17 protein-coding genes and 2 pseudogenes are annotated in these 18,997 nt (G+C 60.7%); 12 read left to right on the top strand and 7 right to left on the bottom strand.

The features are described from left to right. Window positions 1–126: 126 nt before the first annotated feature. Both JL39_RS18380 and JL39_RS32180 read left to right on the top strand, forming a co-directional pair. On the top strand, window positions 127–543 hold the full coding sequence (locus JL39_RS18380) for an organic hydroperoxide resistance protein (RefSeq protein ID WP_037153564.1): 417 nt from the start codon (window positions 127–129) through the stop codon (window positions 541–543). Window positions 544–571: 28 nt separating this feature from the next. Next, window positions 572–712, top strand: coding sequence for a hypothetical protein (locus JL39_RS32180; protein WP_200883973.1), 141 nt, complete (start codon window positions 572–574; stop codon window positions 710–712). A 92-nt stretch (window positions 713–804) separates the two neighbouring features. Here JL39_RS32180 and JL39_RS18370 read toward each other — a convergent pair whose 3' ends face one another. From JL39_RS18370 to JL39_RS18355, 4 genes are all read right to left on the bottom strand, one after another. Continuing rightward, window positions 805–1,017: a hypothetical protein gene (locus JL39_RS18370; protein WP_052182961.1), complete on the bottom strand. Its 213-nt coding sequence runs from the start codon at window positions 1,015–1,017 to the stop codon at window positions 805–807. A 12-nt stretch (window positions 1,018–1,029) separates the two neighbouring features. Further along, window positions 1,030–1,998: a quinone oxidoreductase gene (locus tag JL39_RS18365; RefSeq protein WP_037153561.1), complete on the bottom strand. Its 969-nt coding sequence runs from the start codon at window positions 1,996–1,998 to the stop codon at window positions 1,030–1,032. A gap of 50 nt (window positions 1,999–2,048) precedes the next feature. Continuing rightward, a complete protein-coding gene (locus tag JL39_RS18360; RefSeq protein WP_037153548.1) occupies window positions 2,049–2,615 on the bottom strand; it encodes a TetR/AcrR family transcriptional regulator in 567 nt (188 codons plus the stop codon). 192 nt (window positions 2,616–2,807) lie between these two features. Next, window positions 2,808–4,223, bottom strand: a complete 1,416-nt coding sequence (locus tag JL39_RS18355) for an aldehyde dehydrogenase family protein (RefSeq protein ID WP_037153543.1) — start codon at window positions 4,221–4,223, stop codon at window positions 2,808–2,810. A gap of 97 nt (window positions 4,224–4,320) precedes the next feature. Here JL39_RS18355 and JL39_RS18350 point away from each other — a divergent pair, with 97 nt between their 5' ends. From JL39_RS18350 to JL39_RS18310, 9 genes are all read left to right on the top strand, one after another. Beyond that, window positions 4,321–5,214 carry a LysR family transcriptional regulator gene (locus JL39_RS18350; RefSeq protein ID WP_037153540.1) on the top strand — a complete coding sequence of 298 codons (894 nt, stop codon included), beginning with the start codon at window positions 4,321–4,323 and terminating at the stop codon, window positions 5,212–5,214. Window positions 5,215–5,558: 344 nt separating this feature from the next. Next, on the top strand, window positions 5,559–6,332 hold the full coding sequence (locus JL39_RS18345) for a DeoR/GlpR family DNA-binding transcription regulator (RefSeq protein ID WP_037153868.1): 774 nt from the start codon (window positions 5,559–5,561) through the stop codon (window positions 6,330–6,332). Window positions 6,333–6,380: 48 nt separating this feature from the next. Next, window positions 6,381–7,946: an ABC transporter substrate-binding protein gene (locus JL39_RS18340; RefSeq protein WP_037153537.1), complete on the top strand. Its 1,566-nt coding sequence runs from the start codon at window positions 6,381–6,383 to the stop codon at window positions 7,944–7,946. A gap of 57 nt (window positions 7,947–8,003) precedes the next feature. Next, window positions 8,004–8,951 (top strand): ABC transporter ATP-binding protein, encoded by a 948-nt coding sequence (locus tag JL39_RS18335; protein WP_037153525.1) that lies wholly within the window; start codon window positions 8,004–8,006, stop codon window positions 8,949–8,951. Then, the gene (locus tag JL39_RS18330) at window positions 8,948–9,997 is read left to right on the top strand and encodes an oligopeptide/dipeptide ABC transporter ATP-binding protein (protein WP_037153523.1); all 1,050 of its coding nucleotides are present in this window, start codon (window positions 8,948–8,950) and stop codon (window positions 9,995–9,997) included. Before JL39_RS18335 ends, JL39_RS18330 begins: the two co-directional genes overlap by 4 nt. Continuing rightward, window positions 9,994–10,911 (top strand): ABC transporter permease, encoded by a 918-nt coding sequence (locus JL39_RS18325; RefSeq protein ID WP_037153521.1) that lies wholly within the window; start codon window positions 9,994–9,996, stop codon window positions 10,909–10,911. The genes JL39_RS18330 and JL39_RS18325 overlap by 4 nt, the downstream gene beginning before the upstream one ends. A 1-nt stretch (window position 10,912) precedes the next feature. Beyond that, window positions 10,913–11,779 carry an ABC transporter permease gene (locus tag JL39_RS18320; RefSeq protein WP_037153520.1) on the top strand — a complete coding sequence of 289 codons (867 nt, stop codon included), beginning with the start codon at window positions 10,913–10,915 and terminating at the stop codon, window positions 11,777–11,779. A gap of 16 nt (window positions 11,780–11,795) precedes the next feature. Continuing rightward, the gene (locus tag JL39_RS18315; RefSeq protein ID WP_037153518.1) at window positions 11,796–12,596 is read left to right on the top strand and encodes a glycerophosphodiester phosphodiesterase family protein; all 801 of its coding nucleotides are present in this window, start codon (window positions 11,796–11,798) and stop codon (window positions 12,594–12,596) included. A 1-nt stretch (window position 12,597) separates the two neighbouring features. Then, window positions 12,598–13,437: an inositol monophosphatase family protein gene (locus JL39_RS18310; protein ID WP_037153516.1), complete on the top strand. Its 840-nt coding sequence runs from the start codon at window positions 12,598–12,600 to the stop codon at window positions 13,435–13,437. 396 nt (window positions 13,438–13,833) lie between these two features. Here the strand turns inward: JL39_RS18310 and JL39_RS18305 are convergent, their stop codons facing one another. The 3 genes and pseudogenes from JL39_RS18305 to JL39_RS32570 all read right to left on the bottom strand — a co-directional run. Then, a complete protein-coding gene (locus JL39_RS18305) occupies window positions 13,834–14,643 on the bottom strand; it encodes an NAD(P)-dependent oxidoreductase (RefSeq protein WP_037153503.1) in 810 nt (269 codons plus the stop codon). 4 nt (window positions 14,644–14,647) lie between these two features. Next, window positions 14,648–15,097 carry a MarR family transcriptional regulator gene (locus JL39_RS18300; RefSeq protein ID WP_037153496.1) on the bottom strand — a complete coding sequence of 150 codons (450 nt, stop codon included), beginning with the start codon at window positions 15,095–15,097 and terminating at the stop codon, window positions 14,648–14,650. A 96-nt stretch (window positions 15,098–15,193) separates the two neighbouring features. Continuing rightward, window positions 15,194–15,310, bottom strand: a pseudogene (locus tag JL39_RS32570) (alpha/beta hydrolase); the annotation flags it as partial. Window positions 15,311–16,030: 720 nt separating this feature from the next. Between JL39_RS32570 and JL39_RS30570 the strand changes: the two are divergent. Further along, window positions 16,031–18,997: pseudogene (locus tag JL39_RS30570) on the top strand (DUF11 domain-containing protein); the annotation flags it as partial.

Here is an 18,997-nt window from a genome sequence, read left to right as displayed (position 1 = left end):
CCCTCCGGTCCGCTGCTATGCTTCGATACACTTCGGCCGTTCTGTGAAACATGCCGGATACGTCAATCCTTCAAATCACCTTTCGTCAACAAACGTCGCGGTGAGCGACAAACGAAGGAGTGTTCCATGACGAAGATCGAAAAGGTTCTCTACACCGGCAAGACCCACACGACCGGCGGGCGCGACGGCTTTGCGCGCAGCGACGATGCCGAACTCGACGTCAAACTGTCTCCTCCGGGTACAACCCAGCCGGGCACCAATCCCGAACAGCTCTTTGCAGCCGGCTGGTCGGCCTGCTTCATCGGTGCGATGGGGCTGGCTGCAGGCAAGCGCAAGCTCAGGCTTCCTGCCGATACGGCGGTCGACGCGGAAGTCGATCTCGGCACGACGGACGGCGCCTATTTCCTGCAAGCCCGCTTGAATGTCAGCTTGCCGGGCCTCGATGCGGAACTCGCCCGGGCGCTCGTCGGGGAAGCCCATGAGACCTGCCCGTATTCCAAGGCGACGCGCGGTAACATTCATGTCGAGTTGAATGTCGCTTGACCTTCGTGTCGCATCCAAGGAGCGTTCGATGAGGCGCATCATCCTTGTCGGCATGCTGGCGATGGCCATTTTTGCGGCGCCTTGCGCTTATGACGTGTTCTCACCGGAACCCTCGCCGCTCGCAGGTCTCGTGGCGATGTCGGCGATTTCCGGCAATTTACAGCGATAACCGCGGCCGCCACCGTTTGCGTAAAATGCGTCCGCAAACGGATATGATGCTGAACGAGGCGATATTGCAGATAGCCGCCTCGTTCGACCTTCTCATGGTTTGTCGCTGGGAATGGAGTTCATGGCCGCCTTGAAAATTGTCCAGCGGCTCTCAAAGAGCATCAGGCATTCGGCTTCGCTGAGGCTCTTCGACAGACCAAGACGCATCCGGTTGTTGGCGCCTTCAAGCAGATCGACGAGAACTCCACAAATCTCGGCAGCATTTCCCGGTGCGATCTCGCCCGCCTCCTGGGCGGAAGCGATCACGGCAACCAGCGGCTACGGGATCAAAAGCAGTTTACCAGTGGTCACGCGGCTTTCCATGTCGGCATGGGCGCGGGCCGCGTCGGCGAGGGGATAAGTTCCGCCGATGCTCACTTTGAGCGATCCGTCCTCGATCCAGCGGAAAAGCTGATGCGTACGGACCCGAAGGAGTTCGGGCGTGTGGATATGATCGAAGAAGGTCGCATAGCCGATCTTGATGCTTTTCGGCAGGCTCATGATGTCGAGCGGTCCCGGGCCGCCGAGCACCGGACCGTACCAGCAGAACGTACCGGAACGGCGTAGCGCCTCTAGCGAACCTTTGAAGGTCGCCGGACCTGAGCCATCATAAACGACATCGACACCCCTGCCGTCGGTGAGGCGCAAAACCTCATCGGCGAAGCGTCCTTGGGTATCGACGATGACGTGCTCGGCGCCCGCCTCTTTGGCGATTGCGATCTTGTCATCGGACGAAACGCGACCGATCACACGACCGCCTCTCAGCCTGATGATCTGGGTCAGCAGAAGGCCCACTCCGCCTGCCGCGGCGTGAATGAGAGCCGTGTCGCCTGGCTGCACAGGATAGAAATCGGTAGCGAAGTGGCTGGCCGTCAGCCCCTGCATCATCACAGACGCGGCTGTCCTGTCGTCAATGGCATCGGGAACCTTCACAAGGGACGTCGCCGGAATCGAGTGGTACTTCGCATAACTTCCCGGCGCATAGACCCAGGCGACGCGGTCGCCGGCCCCCAAATCGTTCACTCCTTCGCCGACGGTGAGCACACGGCCGACGCCCTCGACGCCCAGGACCTTTGGGTTCGGGATCTCGCCCCAGGCCATGCCTTGACGCACGCCGATATCCATGAAGTTCACGCCGGCGGCGGCGATCTCGACCAGAACATGCCCGGGTGCTGCTTCGGGCTCCGGACGATCGACAAATTCCATCACGTCGGTCCCGCCGACCTTGTTCATAACCACGGCTTTCATCGGATTTCCTTTCTTGATCGTTTATTCCAGAATTGTCCAAATTTTTTGCTTCAGGTGAGGGTCCGAAGCGCCAGCCCCGCGATGGAATGCAATTGCTCCCGGCTTGCGCCCCCGCGAGCTGCAATTCGAATTCCGGCAACGCTGGCGAAGAGGAAATCGGCTGCGGCGTCCGCGGATAATGAGGTGTCGACGTCACCTGCGGCCTGCGCTTGCCTGATGTGTTCGGTGGCGACTTTCTTGAGACGAAGATCGGCTGCGCGATGCAATGCTGTCAGTTCCGGCTGGCTCTGGCCGAACTCGCAGATCGAACTCACACCGAGACAGGCTTGGCCGGCATTCTCCACGACCCGCTCCATCATCGCCCGGATACCATCGAGGGCACGCGGTCCGCCGCGCACCATCGCGATATGGGCATCGGTCTCCGCGGCCGAATAGCGTTCCACGGCGAGGCAATAAAGCGTCCACTTGTCGCCGAACGTGTCATAGAGACTTTGCCTGCCGATCTTCATCGCGCGCACCAGCATTTCCGTCGACGTGCCCTCGAAGCCATGTTCGCGAAACACGTCGATTGCGGCGTCCAGTGCCTGATCTTTGTCGAATTCCTTGGTTCGCGCCATAGCCGGCATGTAGCTATATTGGAATGATCTGTCAAGAAACCATCGTCACCAGGCGCCTGTTCCTTATCGTTGAGGTATCATTGTTGCCTCCGTCGGGACAGGGCATGCGTCCGCCGCGGCGATGCCCGTCTTACTCGTGGCGTCGGGCCGTACAGGCAGGCGGGTCTGCTCCTTCCACCCTGCGACCGCCGCTTACCTAATCACCGCGCGAGGCTCGAGGAAGGCTTCGAGACCGAAGACTCCGAATTCGCGGCCGAAGCCGGATTGCTTGAAGCCGCCGAAGGGTGCAAGCGGTTCGTGCGGTGCGCCATTGATGATGACCCGCCCGGCTTCGATCTGATCCGCGACCCGTTTCGCCCGATCGGGATCGGAGGAAAAGACATGCGCCTGCAAACCGTAGTCGGTGTCATTGGCGATCCTGATCGCCTCGTCCTCGTCGCGATAGGAAATGACGGAGAGAACCGGCCCGAAGATTTCCTCGCGGGCGATGCGCATGTCGTTTCTGACACCGGAAAAGATTGTCGGCCGCACGAACCAGCCACGATCGAGACCTTCGGGGCGTCCTTCGCCACCAGTCAGCAGGATGGCGCCTTCTTCCTGGCCGAGGCGCAGATAGCTCTGGACGCGCTCCCACTGTTTGCGGCTGACCATCGGCCCGACACGGACTTCTCTGTCGGCGGGATCGCCGACCTTGAAGGCCAGGGCCGCTCTCTTGAGGCGGGCTTCGATCTCGCCCTGCATAGGCTCGGGAACGAGGATGCGGGTTCCGGCGATACATGCCTGGCCGCTGTTCAGAAAGCCGGCGGAAAGAACTTGAGGTATCGCCACATCCAGATCGGCATCATCCAGAATGATGCTCGGGCTCTTGCCGCCGAGTTCCATGGTCACCCGTTTCATCGTCGCCGCTGCCGAGTGGACGATTGCCCGGCCGGTGGCGGTCGAGCCGGTAAACGTAACCTTGGAAACGTCACGATGCGCGGTCAGGGCTGACCCGACGACATTGCCGTAGCCGGTTACGATGTTGAGCACCCCTTTCGACAAGCCCGCCTGGTGCAAGCATTCAGTCACCACCTGCGTCTGGATCGCACTCATTTCCGAGGGCTTGATGACCATGGTTGCTCCCGCAGCGATTGCCGCCGAAAGCTTGCCGCAGATGAAGCTGTAGTTGCTGTTCCACGGTGTGATTGCCACGGCGACACCGGAGGGACGCATCTCCACCTCGGCGCGACCGATATGGCGCCGGAAATCGTAGCTCTCCAGCGTGTTCGCCATGTCGAGAAAGACGTTGCCTGCCCGCGGCGCTGCGAAATCAATGAATGTGGACGGTGCGCCATATTCCTCGCGCATGGCGTCGACAAGATCGCTTGCCCGCGCCGCGACCGCGGCATGTAGCCGCTTCAGCATGTCGATCCGCTCCGCCTTCGTCGTTGTGGAGAATGCCGGGAAAGCGCGCTTCGCCGCAGTCACGGCGCGTTCGGCATCTTGCGCGTCGGCGAGACGAACGGTGCCGATCTGCTCCTCGATCGCCGGATTGAAGAGCGGCGCCCATTCCCGGCCGTGAGGTTCGACGAACGCCCCGTCGATATAGATCTTGTCGATTATACGCATTTCATTCTCCCATGTTGCCTTCACGGAAGAAATGGCGTGCGCTATCTGTTGTTTGTAGTAGGATAAAGTTTGACAGACTGATGAGCTATATCGAGCAATGAGGGCGAGCCTGATTGAACTTCAAGCGGTTGCCGCGGTGGCGCGCCATGGAGGTTTTCGTGCCGCCGCACGGGAACTCGGCATGTCGTCATCGGCCCTCAGCCATGCGATCGCCGCTCTGGAAGAACGTCTGTCGGTTCGCTTCTTCAATCGAACCACGCGCAGCGTCGCGCTGTCGGCAGCGGGCGAGCAGTTCCTCTTGGAGATCGCGCCGGCATTACGTTCAATCGAAAACGCGATCGAACACGCGGGCGAACACTCCGCTCGTCCTTCGGGCAGGCTTCGGCTCAACATGGCGCCCGGCGCTGCGCGAATGCTGCTTCAGCCCCTCATTCTCGAATATAACCACCGCTATCCGGAGGTCGATCTCGAGGTGGTAACCGAGAATGCGCTTGTCGACATTATCGGCAAGGGGTTCGATGCCGGTATCCGACTTGCCGAGTCGATCTCGCCCGACATGGTAGCCGTCCCGATTATCCCGACACTCCGTTCCCTCGTTGTCGCGTCACCCGAATATTTCGAGGAGCGGCCCAAGCCGGCCGTTCCGAGCGATCTGTTGCATCATCGCTGTATCCAGATGCGCATGACAAGCGGTCGGCTTTACCGCTGGGAGTTCGAACGGCGGGGCGAGGCGCAGATGGTCGATGTTCCGGGAAATCTCACGCTGGACGAGACCGGCCTGATTCTGGACGCGGCTCTTTCGGGTGCCGGCCTCGCTTATCTCGGCGAGCATTCCGTGGCCCTGCATATCGCCGCTGGTCGACTTGTGCCGGTGCTGGAAGACTGGTGCCCAGCTTACCCCGGGCTTCATCTCTACTATCCTCAAGGCCGACACATGCCCGCCAAGCTGCGCGCCTTCGTTGATCTCATCAACGAACAAAAGAGGAAATAGATGGGGCCGGCAGCGACTCGGTTCTTGGTCTTCGATTTTGCAGAAGTGCAAGGACGCGGGGTTAACAAGATCCCGAGGTCGGTTCCTCCAGTTTTTTGCGACTGGCGCTGCTCCAAAGCCTTATCGCATCGATATCCTCGTGTTGTTTGAACCACCAGTATTTCGCGCAAAGGTTCTCATCCAACAAAAATGATCGTTTTCGATCATTCCCTGCCAGCGAATATCTTTTCACGGTCATCGCCTTCAATTTCGGCCCTTCCGTCATGTGAATGTCATTCAAGGAAGATAGATATCGCTCACACGAATGAGCGATATGCGTCAATTTGGTGACATGGGGTAAGCCGGTGCTGACTCAAGCGGAAGATCGTCAGGCGAAAATCGTCGAGCTGTTGCGCGAACGGAACTTCGTCGACATTCGCACTCTGACGGAGCGCTTCGATATTTCGGTGGCGACCGTTCGCCGCGACCTGGGTGAGCTCGAGGAGGCCGGCCTTCTGCGCAGGACGCATGGCGGCGCCGTCAATCTCAACCAGGTTGCGCTCGATGTGACGAATGCCGCGCGTCTGGTCTGGAAACAGACGGAGAAAGCCGCCATCGCCGCGGTCGTTGCCGGAATGGTCGTCGATGGCGACACGGTGCTCCTCGATGCCGGCACCACCGCGCTGGAAGTCGCCAAGAAGCTAACCGGACGAAGCAGCCTCACGTTCATCTCGAACGGTCTCGACATCGTCGCCGAACTGACGCGTGTCGACGGGCAGAGCATCTATTCGGTCGGAGGCGAATATACCGAAACGAACCGGTCCTTCCGGGGACCGTTGGCGGAGCAGTTCATTCGCCAGTTCAATGTCGACAAGCTCATCCTCAACGCCGCGTCGATCGATGTCGATCGCGGATTGATCTGCACGGTCTCACCGGTGAACGCGAGTGTGGCTCGCGCCATGATCGAGGTGTCGAGGCGGGTGATCGTCGTGGCGGATCATTCCAAGTTCACAAAATACAGCCTTTCAGTCGTCGCGAAGATCGAAGACGTCGGCGTCATCGTAACCGACTCCGGCACGAAATCCATCATCGATGCCGCGCCGGAGAAGCTGCGGAAGAAGTTCGTCATCGCGAACTAGGCAAATCCAAGTTTCCATCAACAGCATCTTCCAACCAGGAGAGAGCAGATGCTCAAGACCAACCGTAGAAAGTTCATGATCGGCGCAAGCGTCACGGCACTCGCCTCGACAGCGGGTGCCAGGTTCTCCTTCGCTGCCGAGCGCCGCGCGCTGAAAATCGGCGTCAACGGGATCCCGGTTACGCTGGAGCCGATCAACGCCATCAGCAATGTCGGCCCTCGCATCGTCAACCAGATTTTCGACACGCTCCTCGTGCGCGACTTTTTCGGCAAGGGCGCGCCGGGCAATGGCATTGATCTGATGCCTTCGCTGGCCGAAAGCTGGGAGCGGATCGACGACAAGTCGGTGCGTTTCAAGCTGCGCCAGAAGGTCATGTTCCACGATGGCGTCGAGATGACGGCAGACGATGTCGCCTACACCTTCTCCTCGGAACGGTTATGGGGTCCGGAAGCGATCAAGACGATCCCGCTCGGCGGTTCCTACTCGCTCGATTTCGACGAGCCCGTTGTCGAGGACAAGTACACCGTCGTACTGCGCACCAAGACTCCCACCCCTCTGACCGAATCCTACGTGGCATCCTGGATGGGACGCATCGTTCCCAAGGAATATTACAAGAAGCTCGGAACGGTTGCCTTTGGCAACAAGCCGATCGGCACGGGTCCATATAAGTTCGTGGAATTCGTCGCCAACGACCGTGTCGTCGTGGAAGCCAACGACGCCTATTGGGGGCTGAAGCCGACCGCATCGAAAATCACCTACCAGCTCGTTGCGGAGCCGGCTACGCGTGTCGCCGGACTGATCAGCCGCGAATACGATATCGTTACGACGCTGACGCCGGACGATATGGCGATGATCAACAGCTACCCTGACCTGGAGACGCGTGGAAATATCGTCGAAAACTTCCACATGTTCACCTTCAATATGAACCAGTCCGTCTTTCAGTCGAAGACCCTTCGTCGCGCACTGGCGCTTGCGGTCAATCGTCCGTTGATCGTCGAATCCCTCTGGAAGAACAAGGCGACGATCCCACACGGCTTCAACTTCCCGAACTATGGCAAGACCTTCGATCCGAACCGCCGCGCCATGGATTACAACGTCGAGGAAGCCAAGCGCCTGGTAAAGGAAAGCGGCTACGACGGCACGCCGATTACCTATCACACGATGGGCAACTATTATGCCAACGCCATTCCCGCCTTGATGATGATGATCGAGATGTGGAAGCAGATCGGCGTTACCGTGGTGCCGAAAGTCTATGCACCGGGCGGAGCACCGAAGGATCAGGACAGCTATATGCGCAACTGGTCCAACGGCCAGTGGATGACAGATGCCTGGGCCACGATGATCTGCGAATTCGGACCCAAAGGCCAGGTTCAGAAGCGGTGGGGCTGGAAGGCTCCGGCGGAATTCAACGAACTGTGCACGAAGGTATCGCAGATGCCTGACGGCAAGGAGCGTTTCGACGCCTTCAACCGCCTCCGCGACATCTTCGAAGAAGAAGCGCCGGCCGTGATCCTCTACCAGCCCTTCGATGTCTACGCGGCCCGCAAGGACGTTCACTGGAAGCCGATCAGCTTCGAGATGATGGAATTCCGCGACAACCTTACCTTCGGCTGAGCCTAACCTGTCGAACCGGCGGTGCGCATCCGTGCGCACCGCGCCTGGAGATTCGCCATGTCCAAACTCTTGACCGTTCGCGACCTCGTCGTCGAGGTCCCGGCGCGGAACATAAAAATCCTCGACGGCATCAGCTTCTCTCTGGAGGCAGGCCAGACGCTCGGTCTCGTCGGCGAATCCGGCTGCGGCAAGAGCGTGACCTGCTGTGCGGTGGCCAATATGCTTCCGCGCGGCATCGTTCGTAGCGGCGGCAGCGTGACCTTCGAACCCGGTGGCCCGAGCACCCGCAAGCCGGCTGTACCGAAAATCGCGATGATCTTTCAGGACCCGACCAGCAGCCTCAATCCCGTCCATACAATCGGCTATTATCTGGAATCGGCGCTCTACCGCCACCAGGGCCTGAAGGGCAGGGATGCCCGGATGGAGGCCATGCGACTTCTGGAGCGCGTCGGCATCGACCGCGCCAGGAGCCGGCTGCGTGCCTATCCGCACCAGTTCTCCGGCGGCATGAACCAGCGCGTCATGATTGCCCACGCGCTTGCAGCCAAGCCCCAGTTGCTGATTGCCGATGAGCCGACGACGGCGCTCGACGTTACCATGCAGGCCCAGATCCTGCATTTGCTGGAAGAGTTGAAGGCGGAAACCGGCATGTCGCTGATGATCGTATCGCACGATCTCGGTGTCATCGCCCGCCTCGCCGACAGGGCGGCCGTGATGTATTGCGGCAAGATCGTCGAGACCGCATCCGTCGCCGAACTGCTTGAGCGACCGTCGCACCCTTATGCGCGCGCGCTAATCGACTGCATGCCGAGCATCGATCCGGATGACCTCGCACCGCCGGTTCCGATTCCTGGCTCCGTCCCGCTTCTCGACAGCCTTCCGGAAGGGTGCCATTTCCACCCGCGCTGTTCGCGTGCGAGCGGCGAATGCTCCGCCCGCTTCCCGGCGCCCGCTAACATCGGCTTCGCCCACGAGGCCTCCTGTTACCATCCGGTGGCGGCATGAGCACTCCTCTTCTTCAAGCCAGCGGCCTGACCAAGGCATTCCGCCACAAGACCGGGCTCTTCGCACGGCCGACCACTCAGCTCGCGGTGAACTCGATCGGCTTTGAACTTGCAGTTCGTGAACGCATCGGCGTCGTTGGCGAATCCGGAAGCGGCAAGTCGACACTCGGCCGGCTTCTGCTCGGATTGACGGAGCCCACGCAGGGCGACGTGTGGTTTGAAGGCATCAACCACAAGCAGCGCCGCGCGCGGGACTGGAAAGAGTTTCGGGTTCGCACCTCCCTGGTGCAACAGAACCCGCTCTCCGCCCTCAACCCGCAGATGACCATCGGACAGCAGGTCGCGGAAGGACTTCTGGTCCATCGTATCGCTGGCCGGGCGGGCGCTTACGAACATGTCGCCGCAATGCTTGAGCGCGTCGGCCTGTCGAGCGCGATGATGACCCGTTATCCCCACCAGATGTCGGGTGGCCAGCGACAGCGTGTCGTGATTGCCCGAGCTCTGGTCCTCGACCCGAAACTGGTCGTCTTCGACGAGGCGGTATCCGCTCTCGACGTATCGGTTCAGGCCCAGGTCGTCGCGCTTCTACGATCGCTCTGGCAGGAGCTCGATCTCGCCTATGTCTTCATCACCCACGACCTGCGCATTGTTCGTCATCTCGTCGACCGCATCGCCGTCATGTATCTCGGCCGCGTCGTCGAGACCGGCGACATCAGATCCGTCTACGAATGGCCGCGCCATCCCTATACGCGGGCGCTCCTCGCCTCGGTCCCGACCATGGACTCGACAGTTCGCAATATCGAGCCGCCGATCAAGGGGGAACTCGACGCGTCGAAAATATCGCAGGGCTGCTCTTTCTGGTCACGCTGTCCCTTCGCGATCGACAGGTGCGCTATTGAAACACCCGAACTCCGTCCAATTCCAGCACATGGCGCCAGCCAGCATGCCGCATGTCATCGTGCCGAGGAATTCCCGCGATCGATAGCACCGCAAATCGACATGGTGACGGAGAGGGGGACGGCATCACAGAAGGAGATGGCACTGTGACGGCCTTTATCCTTGCTCGCCTGGTTCGAGCGATTGCGGTACTCGTGTTCACCGTCACGCTGGTCTTCATCGTTCTGCGCCTGAGCGGAGATCCCGCCCAGCAGATGCTATCCGACAATGCGGGTCCCGAAGCCCTGGCTGCCTTCAACGCCAAATGGGGCCTGGATCGGTCGATCCCCGAACAATATCTGTACTATGTCACCAACGTCCTTCGTGGCGATTTCGGGGTCTCGTTCGCGGACGGCCGCGAGGTTTTCACGGTCGTTAGCGAGCGTATTCCGAAAACCCTGATCGTAACGGTGTCGGCCTTCATCGTCAGCATGCTGATCGGCATACCTGCCGGAATCCTTGCGGCGATGCGCCGAGAGACCGCGCTCGACAAAGGCGTCATGGCCGGCGCTGTGCTGGGCTATAGCGTTCCCAACTTCCTGCTCGGCCTGACCTTCATCTTCGTCTTCGCCGTCTGGCTTCGGGTGCTGCCGAGTTCCGGCAGTTCGACCTGGAACCATGCAATCCTGCCCGTCGCGACTTTCGCCCTATTCAATGCAGCTGCGGTGGCGCGCTTCATGCGCTCGACCCTGATCGACGTGCTGGGCCAGCCCTATATCGCAGCCGCCCGCGCCGACGGCATTCCGCGCTGGGAGATCATTATCCGTCACGCGCTTCCGAACGCCGCGATCCCGATGGTGACCACGCTCGGCTTCGTTGCCGGTGGCCTGCTCGGCGGTTCTGCGCTCATCGAGCCCGTGTTCGCCTGGCCCGGCCTCGGCAGCGGTTTCGTGAATGCGACGAACACCGGCGACCTGCCCGTGGTACAGGCGATGATCGTGCTGTTCACAGCCTTCATGGTTGCCGTCAATCTGATCGTCGACGTCCTTTACGCGGTCCTCGATCCGAAAATCAGGAAGCATTGACATGGCGGTTGCGACATCATTCCGCTCGTTCAGGAGCATGGTGTGGACGCCGTTCCACCGCATGCCAGCCAGCATCGCCCTGTGCTGCGCATGGATCGCCATCGCGGTGATCATCGGCATTACGGCCCACTGGTCGGCACCTTACGACTATACGCATCAGGATCCTCTGGCACGGTTCGCGCGCCCATTCATATCTGCCGCGCATCTGCTCGGGACCGACTATCTGGGGCGGGATGTGGTCAGCAACCTGCTGGTCGCCACCCAGACGACCTTGATGATCGCGCTGGTGGGATCGGTGATCTGCGCGTTGATCGGAATAAGCCTCGGCCTGCTCTCCGCCCATTTCGGCGGCTGGGTGGACAACGCCATCATGGGCTTCGCCGATGCGATGGCGGCGGTGCCTTTCATCATCGTCGCCCTCAGCGTGCTCGCCCTGTTCGGAACCAGCCCGCTGCTGTTTGTCTTTCTCGTCGGTTTCGCGAGCTGGGAACGTTATGCGCGATTGACGCGCGGCCTGGTCATCAGCGCCAAGGAAGAGGGCTATGCGGAAGCGGCCCGCATTGTCGGCGTCCCGTCGATGCGCATTTACCTCCGTCACATGCTGCCGAACATCGCCGGCCCGCTCATCGTGCAGTTCACCGTGAACTTCCCTGAAATCATCCTGCTGGAAAGCGGCTTGAGTTTCCTTGGGCTCGGCATCCAGCCGCCGGAAACAAGCCTGGGACTGATGGTGGCCGACGGCCGGAACTATCTGGCGATCGCCTGGTGGCTCGCAGCTTTCCCCGGTGCGGTCATCGTCCTCACGACCCTCTCCATCAGTCTGCTCGGGGACTACCTGCGCGATCGCCTCGATGCGCGGCTCCGCTAACGAAAAGGAAAATATGATGAATCCGCTTAGAATGACCATTGAGACGATGCGCCTTGGCGGCCATCGCGGTCATAGCGCAGGCGCTCCGGAAAACACGCTCGCCGCGTTTCGAAAGGCTTTTGAATACGCCGGCCGCCTCGTCACGTGCGAGACCGATCTCGGCATCACGAGCGATGGTGAACTGGTGCTGATGCACGACAAGACCGTCGACCGGACCACCAACGGTCACGGTATCGTGCAAAAGATGACGTATTCGGAGATATCCAGGCTTGATGCGGGGAGTTGGTTCAGCGAGGAATTCGCCGGAGAACGGGTGCCGCTTCTCAGGGATGCGCTGCAGCTCGCCCGCGAGCTCGGCATCATCTATCAGCTCGAGCTGAAGATCTACGACCGCAATGACGTCTTCTTCCCGAAGCTGAGGACGCTTATCGATGAATTGGGCTGCGCCGACCTTCTGCAGTTTTCCTCGTTCGACTACGTTCAGCTGAAGGCGGTGAAGGAAGCGATCCCTGAAGTGCCGACCGTTGGCCTGATGCACTCCCGACTGATCGACCCCGCCGCCATTGCCCGGCAGGCGAATCTCGATGCGATGAACATCGAGGTCTACCACTTCGCCAGCGGCGAGGCACACCAGCTTCATGAGGATGGTTTCGCCGTATTCACCTACCTGCCGGCCCTGTATCACGAGAAGCTCATGCAATACGGCACCGATATCGAAGCCCAGGTCGTGCAATGGGTTCGCGAGGGCCAACTGGACCAGCTTCTCGGCGACGACGTGGCGCAAGTGACAAGGCTCAGGGATAGAGCCCGTGGCTGATATGCATAACTCGGCCTCGGCCGCTTGCGCGGTCAAGGCTGTCGTCGAGGACATCGCAAGGGAGGCCGGAAAGCTGGCCCTGACCTACTTTCAATCGCTGGCGAGCCTGCCAGTCGAGAAAAAAGGTCACCTCGATCTCGTGACCGAGGCCGACAAGCAGGTTGAGGAACTGCTGATCGCCAGACTGCAGGAAGCCTTTCCCGATGACGGCATCTTCGGCGAGGAGGGCGGAGAAATCCCCGGAACCTCCGGTCGTATCTGGGTTATCGATCCAATCGACGGGACATTCAACTTCGTCCGGGGCGGCCAGAACTGGGCGGTTTCCATCGGTATTTACGAAAGCCGTCGGCCGGTATTCGGAGTGATCCATGCGCCTGCACGGGGCCTGACCCTCGTCGGAGGCAAGACGGTGCCGACACGGCTCAACGGCAAACCGGTCAAGCCGCTTCCCGCCCTCGACATGTCGCGAGCCTCGATCGGGTTGAGCTTCCATCCCTCGGTATCGACGGCTGACCGGCTTGAAGTCATACGCTTCATCTCGGACGACCTTGGCATCAGCTTCCGCGTCGGAGGGGCAGCCACGATTTCGCTGGTCGAAGTGGCGATGGGCGAAACGGATGGCTATCTGTCGCTTGGGGATTCGACCTGGGATGTGATGGCAGCACTGCCGATCCTCGACAATCTCGGTATCTTGCACACGATCGATTGGGATGGGATCGACCTGTCATCGAAGCTTCGTTTCGCATGTGGAAGCCCCGAGTTCTTGAACAAGGTGCATCCGCTGCTAGAGCGCGTCCCGCTGCCCGCAAAATCGCTCGAAGCCATGGAACAAGGGGCCTAAAAGGCGCTGTGCCACCTACGTATCCCTGATCGCTGCGACGAGCCGATGCTTCGATCGCGGCGACGCCGAAGGAAATGGGCAAGGCGGCCGCAGCCGCCATTCCCAGGGTCTCCGGTACGACCCAGGTTCTTGCCGCTTTGACCGCCCGCAAGGATGCATGCGATCCGCGCATGTCAAAGCTTGCGACCTTTTGGTCGACGAAACGGTCATGAACCACCGACGGCCGCGATCTCGCCCGTGGCTGCCTAACCTAGGCCGTGGGCTGGTGCCAGGGGGCGGCAGACGACCGATTGATAAGGTCCGGGGGGCCCATTACGTCCATCGCGGAGCCAGACCAGACACCGCCGAAGGCCGAAATGATCGGCTCGGAGTTGGGCCGCGATCCTGCGATACTTGTCACATCAAACCCTCTTGCTGGGCCTGATAAACGGTTCGGACGCTGGGTCGAAAACCCAGGCTGCGGGCGAGAGACGTGTCAACATGCAGATACCACGGATTTGGGAGAGACTCGAACCTTGATTCCAACCGGTTACCCAGCAGACCCGCGAGCTCGTAGATGGACGAGGGCGCCTCGTCCGCAACGTTCACGATACGGCGATCGAATGTACCGTTCAGTGCAAGCTTGATCGCCTTGGCGATGTCACGATGGTGAATCGTGCTCATTCGTTGCGCCGGATGCCAGGTGCCGACGTATTTGGGAAGAGATTCGAGATGTCCGTCGCCGTCGCCATACACGAATGGAAACCGGACGATGGACCAGTTCAAACCGCTTTCGCGCAGTTCCTTCTCTGCGGCCACCTTGCTCGCCGGATAGGCGTGCTGTGGATCGACCGGATCGTCTTCTCGTCCCGGATGGGGATTGTCGTTGTTGTAGACATGGCTGGTGCTCGACAGGATGAACCGCGCGTCGGGAGCATGAGCCTTCGCGGCGGCAATCAGGTTGCGTGTCCCATCGAGGTTGCTTTTCCAGATGAGATCGGTGTCCTGCGTGCGAAACACCGCGGCAAGGTGCACGATGGCGGAAACGCCATGCACGGCGTTCGGGAGGGTCGAAGGGTCGAGAATATCGCCCGTCATGGCCTCTATGCCATCAGGGCAGGCTTTGCCCGCCCGGAGCAAGGCACGGCAGGCAAACCCGGCTTCCACCAGCCGCGGAAGAAGTCGTTCGCCAACGAGCCCAGTGGCTCCGGTTATCAGTACGGTCATCTGCTCAATCCTTTCGCAACAGGTTCTGCAGTCGTTCGGTCGCCGATCGCAGGACACGGATGGTCGTGGCCAGCTCGGCCTCATCGATGCCGCCGAAAGCAGCTTCGTGAATGAAAGAAAGATCGGGAAGTTTGCGCCACAGCGCCTTACCTGCGGCTGTCAACGTCAGCAGACGCTGACGCTGATCTTCTCCGATCGAGGTCTGCTCGACCAGGTCTTTGCGGACGAGGGTCGCGATGATGCCGCTCAAGGTCGCCCGTTCGAGTTCGAGGGCGCGTCCGAGGTCGCGCTGAACGGACGGGCCGTGGTTCGCGAGATGCCAGAGAACGTACCATTGCGTGGATCCCAGATCGTAGGGCCGCAAGGTTGCGTCCATAAGGGCGCGGCCCGCGAAGTAGCACCGCTTCGTCCACGCTCCCACGGAGAGGTGCTCGGTGTTCGCCTGATCCCGCATGTGAAAGTCTCGCCATTTCGTTCGCTACCATACAATAATTGCAAGGTAGCGAACGAATGTCAAGAGCGGGTGGGTCCCAGCCTGGGGCGCGGCGTTCTAGAGATGCTCGGTTAGGAAGGTGCGCATGATCGCCGCGATCTCGCCCGCGTGCGTCTCCAGCGCGAAATGGCCTGTATCGAGCAGATGAACATGGCCTCGCGGCAAGTCGCGCTTATCGAACGGGCGGATGCAAAAGGCTTTACGGCGCCAAGGCCGGCGGCTGCAACTGAGCGGTCGGCAGCAAGAATGTGCGAACGCCCGTTTCGACTTTATCCTCTCTTCAGCGCTTGTTGCCGTAACGGAAGCGAAAGTTGCCGGATGATCAGTGACGCTGGAGGAAGGAAACGCGGTGGTCGCGCCGACGCCCTTACAGCCGATCTCCAAGGCGTGGCATTTGGCAACTGTTAGGTCGCTCCTTCCCTGTTCCGTTCCGGGAGAAACGGCTTGCGGCGCTTAACGCGTTGGCAACTAAAGGGAGGGCAGCGGAGATTTTTTTCATCCATATCGGAAGATTCTGCAAAAGATATTGGTTTCCTGAAAGACAAATCACTCCGGCCTATGCACCCCTATCGATGCGGCGCTATCCGTTCTGGGGAATCAATCGCGGCACTTGGCGGACCTAACTTTATAGCCGCGAGCGATATCGGGACCCCTGGTTGAGGATAGCTTAATTCGACGAGGGGACTTTGCATGCGGAAGCCAATTTCGCTGCGCGATATCGCGCGTCATTCGTGCAGCATAGCAGAGATCGCATCTGATGATCGACGTACACGCTCGAGGCATGTTGCGGATGCAAAAAAACACAATCGAAAAGACCGGTTTTCGGGCGCGGGATCGCGAGCCGGCGCGTCGCCGTCGCTATCAACGAAGCTTTCGGCTTTCGGTTTTCCGGCATTGGCCCTGCTCGGCAGCGTCGCGCTTCCGTTCGATGCATCGGCAGATCCGGGAACGCCCGGCGTTCCGCAGGCTCCCGTTGCGATCTATGCGGATAACTTCCAGAACCGGCCCGGCCCCACCCCGATCGTCAAGCTGAACACCTACACCAGCACTTCCGGCCAGACCTACACGGCCGATCCGAAATGGCTGACGAACTGCAATGGCTGGATCGCCTCCGCCAACCAGTCGACAACTGCTGCCGGCCCAGCCGGTGCCACGGAATGCACGAATACAGCGACCTGGAACACGGTTCAGCGCCTTTCCTGGGCGCTTGGACTTCATGCAGGCCAGACGCAGGCCACCGCACAGGGCAATTTTGCGGTTTCGGCCATGACCGCAGGCAATCCTGGCGCCGGACTTGTAGAGTTCCAGACGGCAACGAATATAGCATTCCCCACAAGCAATCGTTTCTTGACCTTCAGTGTCGATGTCGCGGCCGTCAATTGTCAGGTATCTCCGCCGCTGCTGCAATTCTCACTCGTGAACGAAGCAGGCAACGCTACGCCGGCAGGCACGCAGATCAACGGCTGCTCAAGTGGAACGACACAGACGCCGCCAGCGCTCGGCGGCGCGCCGGCTTCCACGATTACCACGGGAACCTACGCGTCTAACGGTGCGGTGCTGATCAGCGGCGCCTCCTTCGGCATCCGCATGGTCAACAACAACGGCAGCGGGACCGGTAACGACCACGCGTTCGACAATGTCAGCGTCCTCGATGCAACGCCGCAGCTCGACAAGGAGTTCGGCCCGACCAGCGTGGCCGTCGGGGGCGTGTCGACCCTGACATTCACGATCACCAACACCAGCGAGTTGGGGGCAAAGACCGGGTGGTCGTTCACGGATGCTCTTCCGGTCGGCCTGAGGGTGGCATCCGATGAGATCAGCACGACCTGCCCATCGGGTGTCGTGACGGCAGCCGTCGGTGGATCGACCATAGACGTCTCGGGAAATCTCACCGCCGGCATGGCTTCGTGCACGGCGACCGTGCCGGTAACGTCCAGTTCCGCCGGAACCTATACCAACGACGCATCGAACATCACGTCGGCCGTCGGCATCAACCCGCCAGGCAGCACCTCGGTCACGTTCGGCACCCAGCCGAACTTCGTGTGCGATTCGACGATGTATTTCGGAATCAATGCGCCCACGCGGCTTCATCGGGCCGATACCAGCACCAATCCGTTCACCTTTCCCGGAATCGGCGCAGTGAACAGCCCCGGCTACAATGCGATGGGCTACGACGTTGTCAGCAACTATATTTACGCGACGCGCTGGGACAGCACCACGAGCAGATACCGCCTGTTGCGGATCGGCAGCAACGGTTCCGTCAGCGACCAGGGTCCCATCGTCGGCGGCGGCATCAATAACGGTTCGGGGCAGGTAGCCTCGGGTGTTGTGGGCCCGGACGGCTACTACTATGTGAAGGAGAACTCCGCCTCCAACGTGATGTGGCGCGTGGATCTGACCACCCGGACGGCTACCAGCATTCCGCTCAACCGCACGATCTCGAACGCGGACCTGGCCTGGCACAACGGGCTCATCTATACGCATGATAGCACTTCGGGCATCTTCTATTCGATCAATCCGACGACGGGAGCGGTAACTGCCATCGGGCAGTCGGGTCTTTCCGTGGACGCGTTCGGATCGTTGATCAGCGCCTCGAACGGTATCTTTGGCCGTTACAATAGCGGCGGGTTCTATCAGTTCGACCTTGCAACAGGCGTGGCGACACTCATTTCGGATGCGCCATCGGGTGCCGGCGACGGTGCCAAATGCCCTATCACGGCTGTAAGTCTTCCCGCCGACACGCAGATCACCAAGACCGACGGCAGCAACACCTATACGCCGGGCACCAACGTCCCCTACACGATGGTGGTCTCGAACAGCGGTCCGTTCGGCGTTCAGAACGCGTCGGTAAACGATCCGCTGCCCGCCGGTATCACCGGGGCGAGCTGGACTTGCGGCGGCGCAACGAATGGCGGTGTCTGTGGGACGGCGAGCGGCACAGGCGCCATTAGCGACGTCAAGGTGAGCCTGCCCGCAGGCAGCTCCGTCACCTTCGAATTGACCTTGACGGTGCCAGCGGACTTCACCGGCGATCTGGTGAACGCCGCTACGGTAGCCAATCCCTCGAGCGTGCCTGACCCCGATACGAGCAACAATTCGGCAACGGACACGGACACCGCTGCGGCTCCGGCACTGACGATCGAGAAGACCGGCACGCTCAACGACCTCGACGGTGATGGGCTCATCGATGCCGGCGAGACGATCAGCTACAGCTTTGTCGTGGAGAATACCGGCAATGTGACGCTGACCGATGTCACGGTGGACGATCCGCTGCTCACGAATGCCGGTGTTTCCGTGTCCCCAGGCCCGCAGACTTTGGCGCCCGGCGGGACGGCGACGTTTACGGCGACCTATACGCCGACACAGGCCGACATCGATGCAGGACAGGTGTCAAACACCGCCACCGGCACCGGTACGCCGCCGTCCGGCCCGCCGATCGACAGCCCGCCGGATACGGTCGTCGTGCCGCCGGACCAAACGCCGGGGCTGACGATCGAGAAGACCGGCGTGCTGAACGATGCCGATGGCGACGGGCTCATCGATCTCGGAGAAACGATCAGCTACTCCTTCCTGGTCCGCAATACCGGGGCGGTGACGATGACGGGCGTGACCGTCGACGATCCGCTGCTTGCCAATGCCGGGATTTCGGTAACGCCCGGTCCGCAGACGCTGGCGCCCGGCGGAACCGCTACCTTTACCGCGACCTATACGCCGACCCAGGCCGACATCGACGCGGGTCAGGTCGAGAACACGGCGACCGGCACCGGCACGCCGCCGTCCGGCCCGCCGATCGATAGCCCGCCGGATACGGTCGTCGTGCCGCCGGACCAGACGCCGGGACTGACGATCGACAAGACAGGT

Origin of the sequence: Rhizobium sp. YS-1r (genome assembly GCF_000757525.1) — a bacterium.
GTDB lineage: Bacteria > Pseudomonadota > Alphaproteobacteria > Rhizobiales > Rhizobiaceae > Neorhizobium > Neorhizobium petrolearium.
Note: the sequence above shows the minus strand (reverse complement) of the source record. Positions and strands in the feature narration are given on the sequence as shown.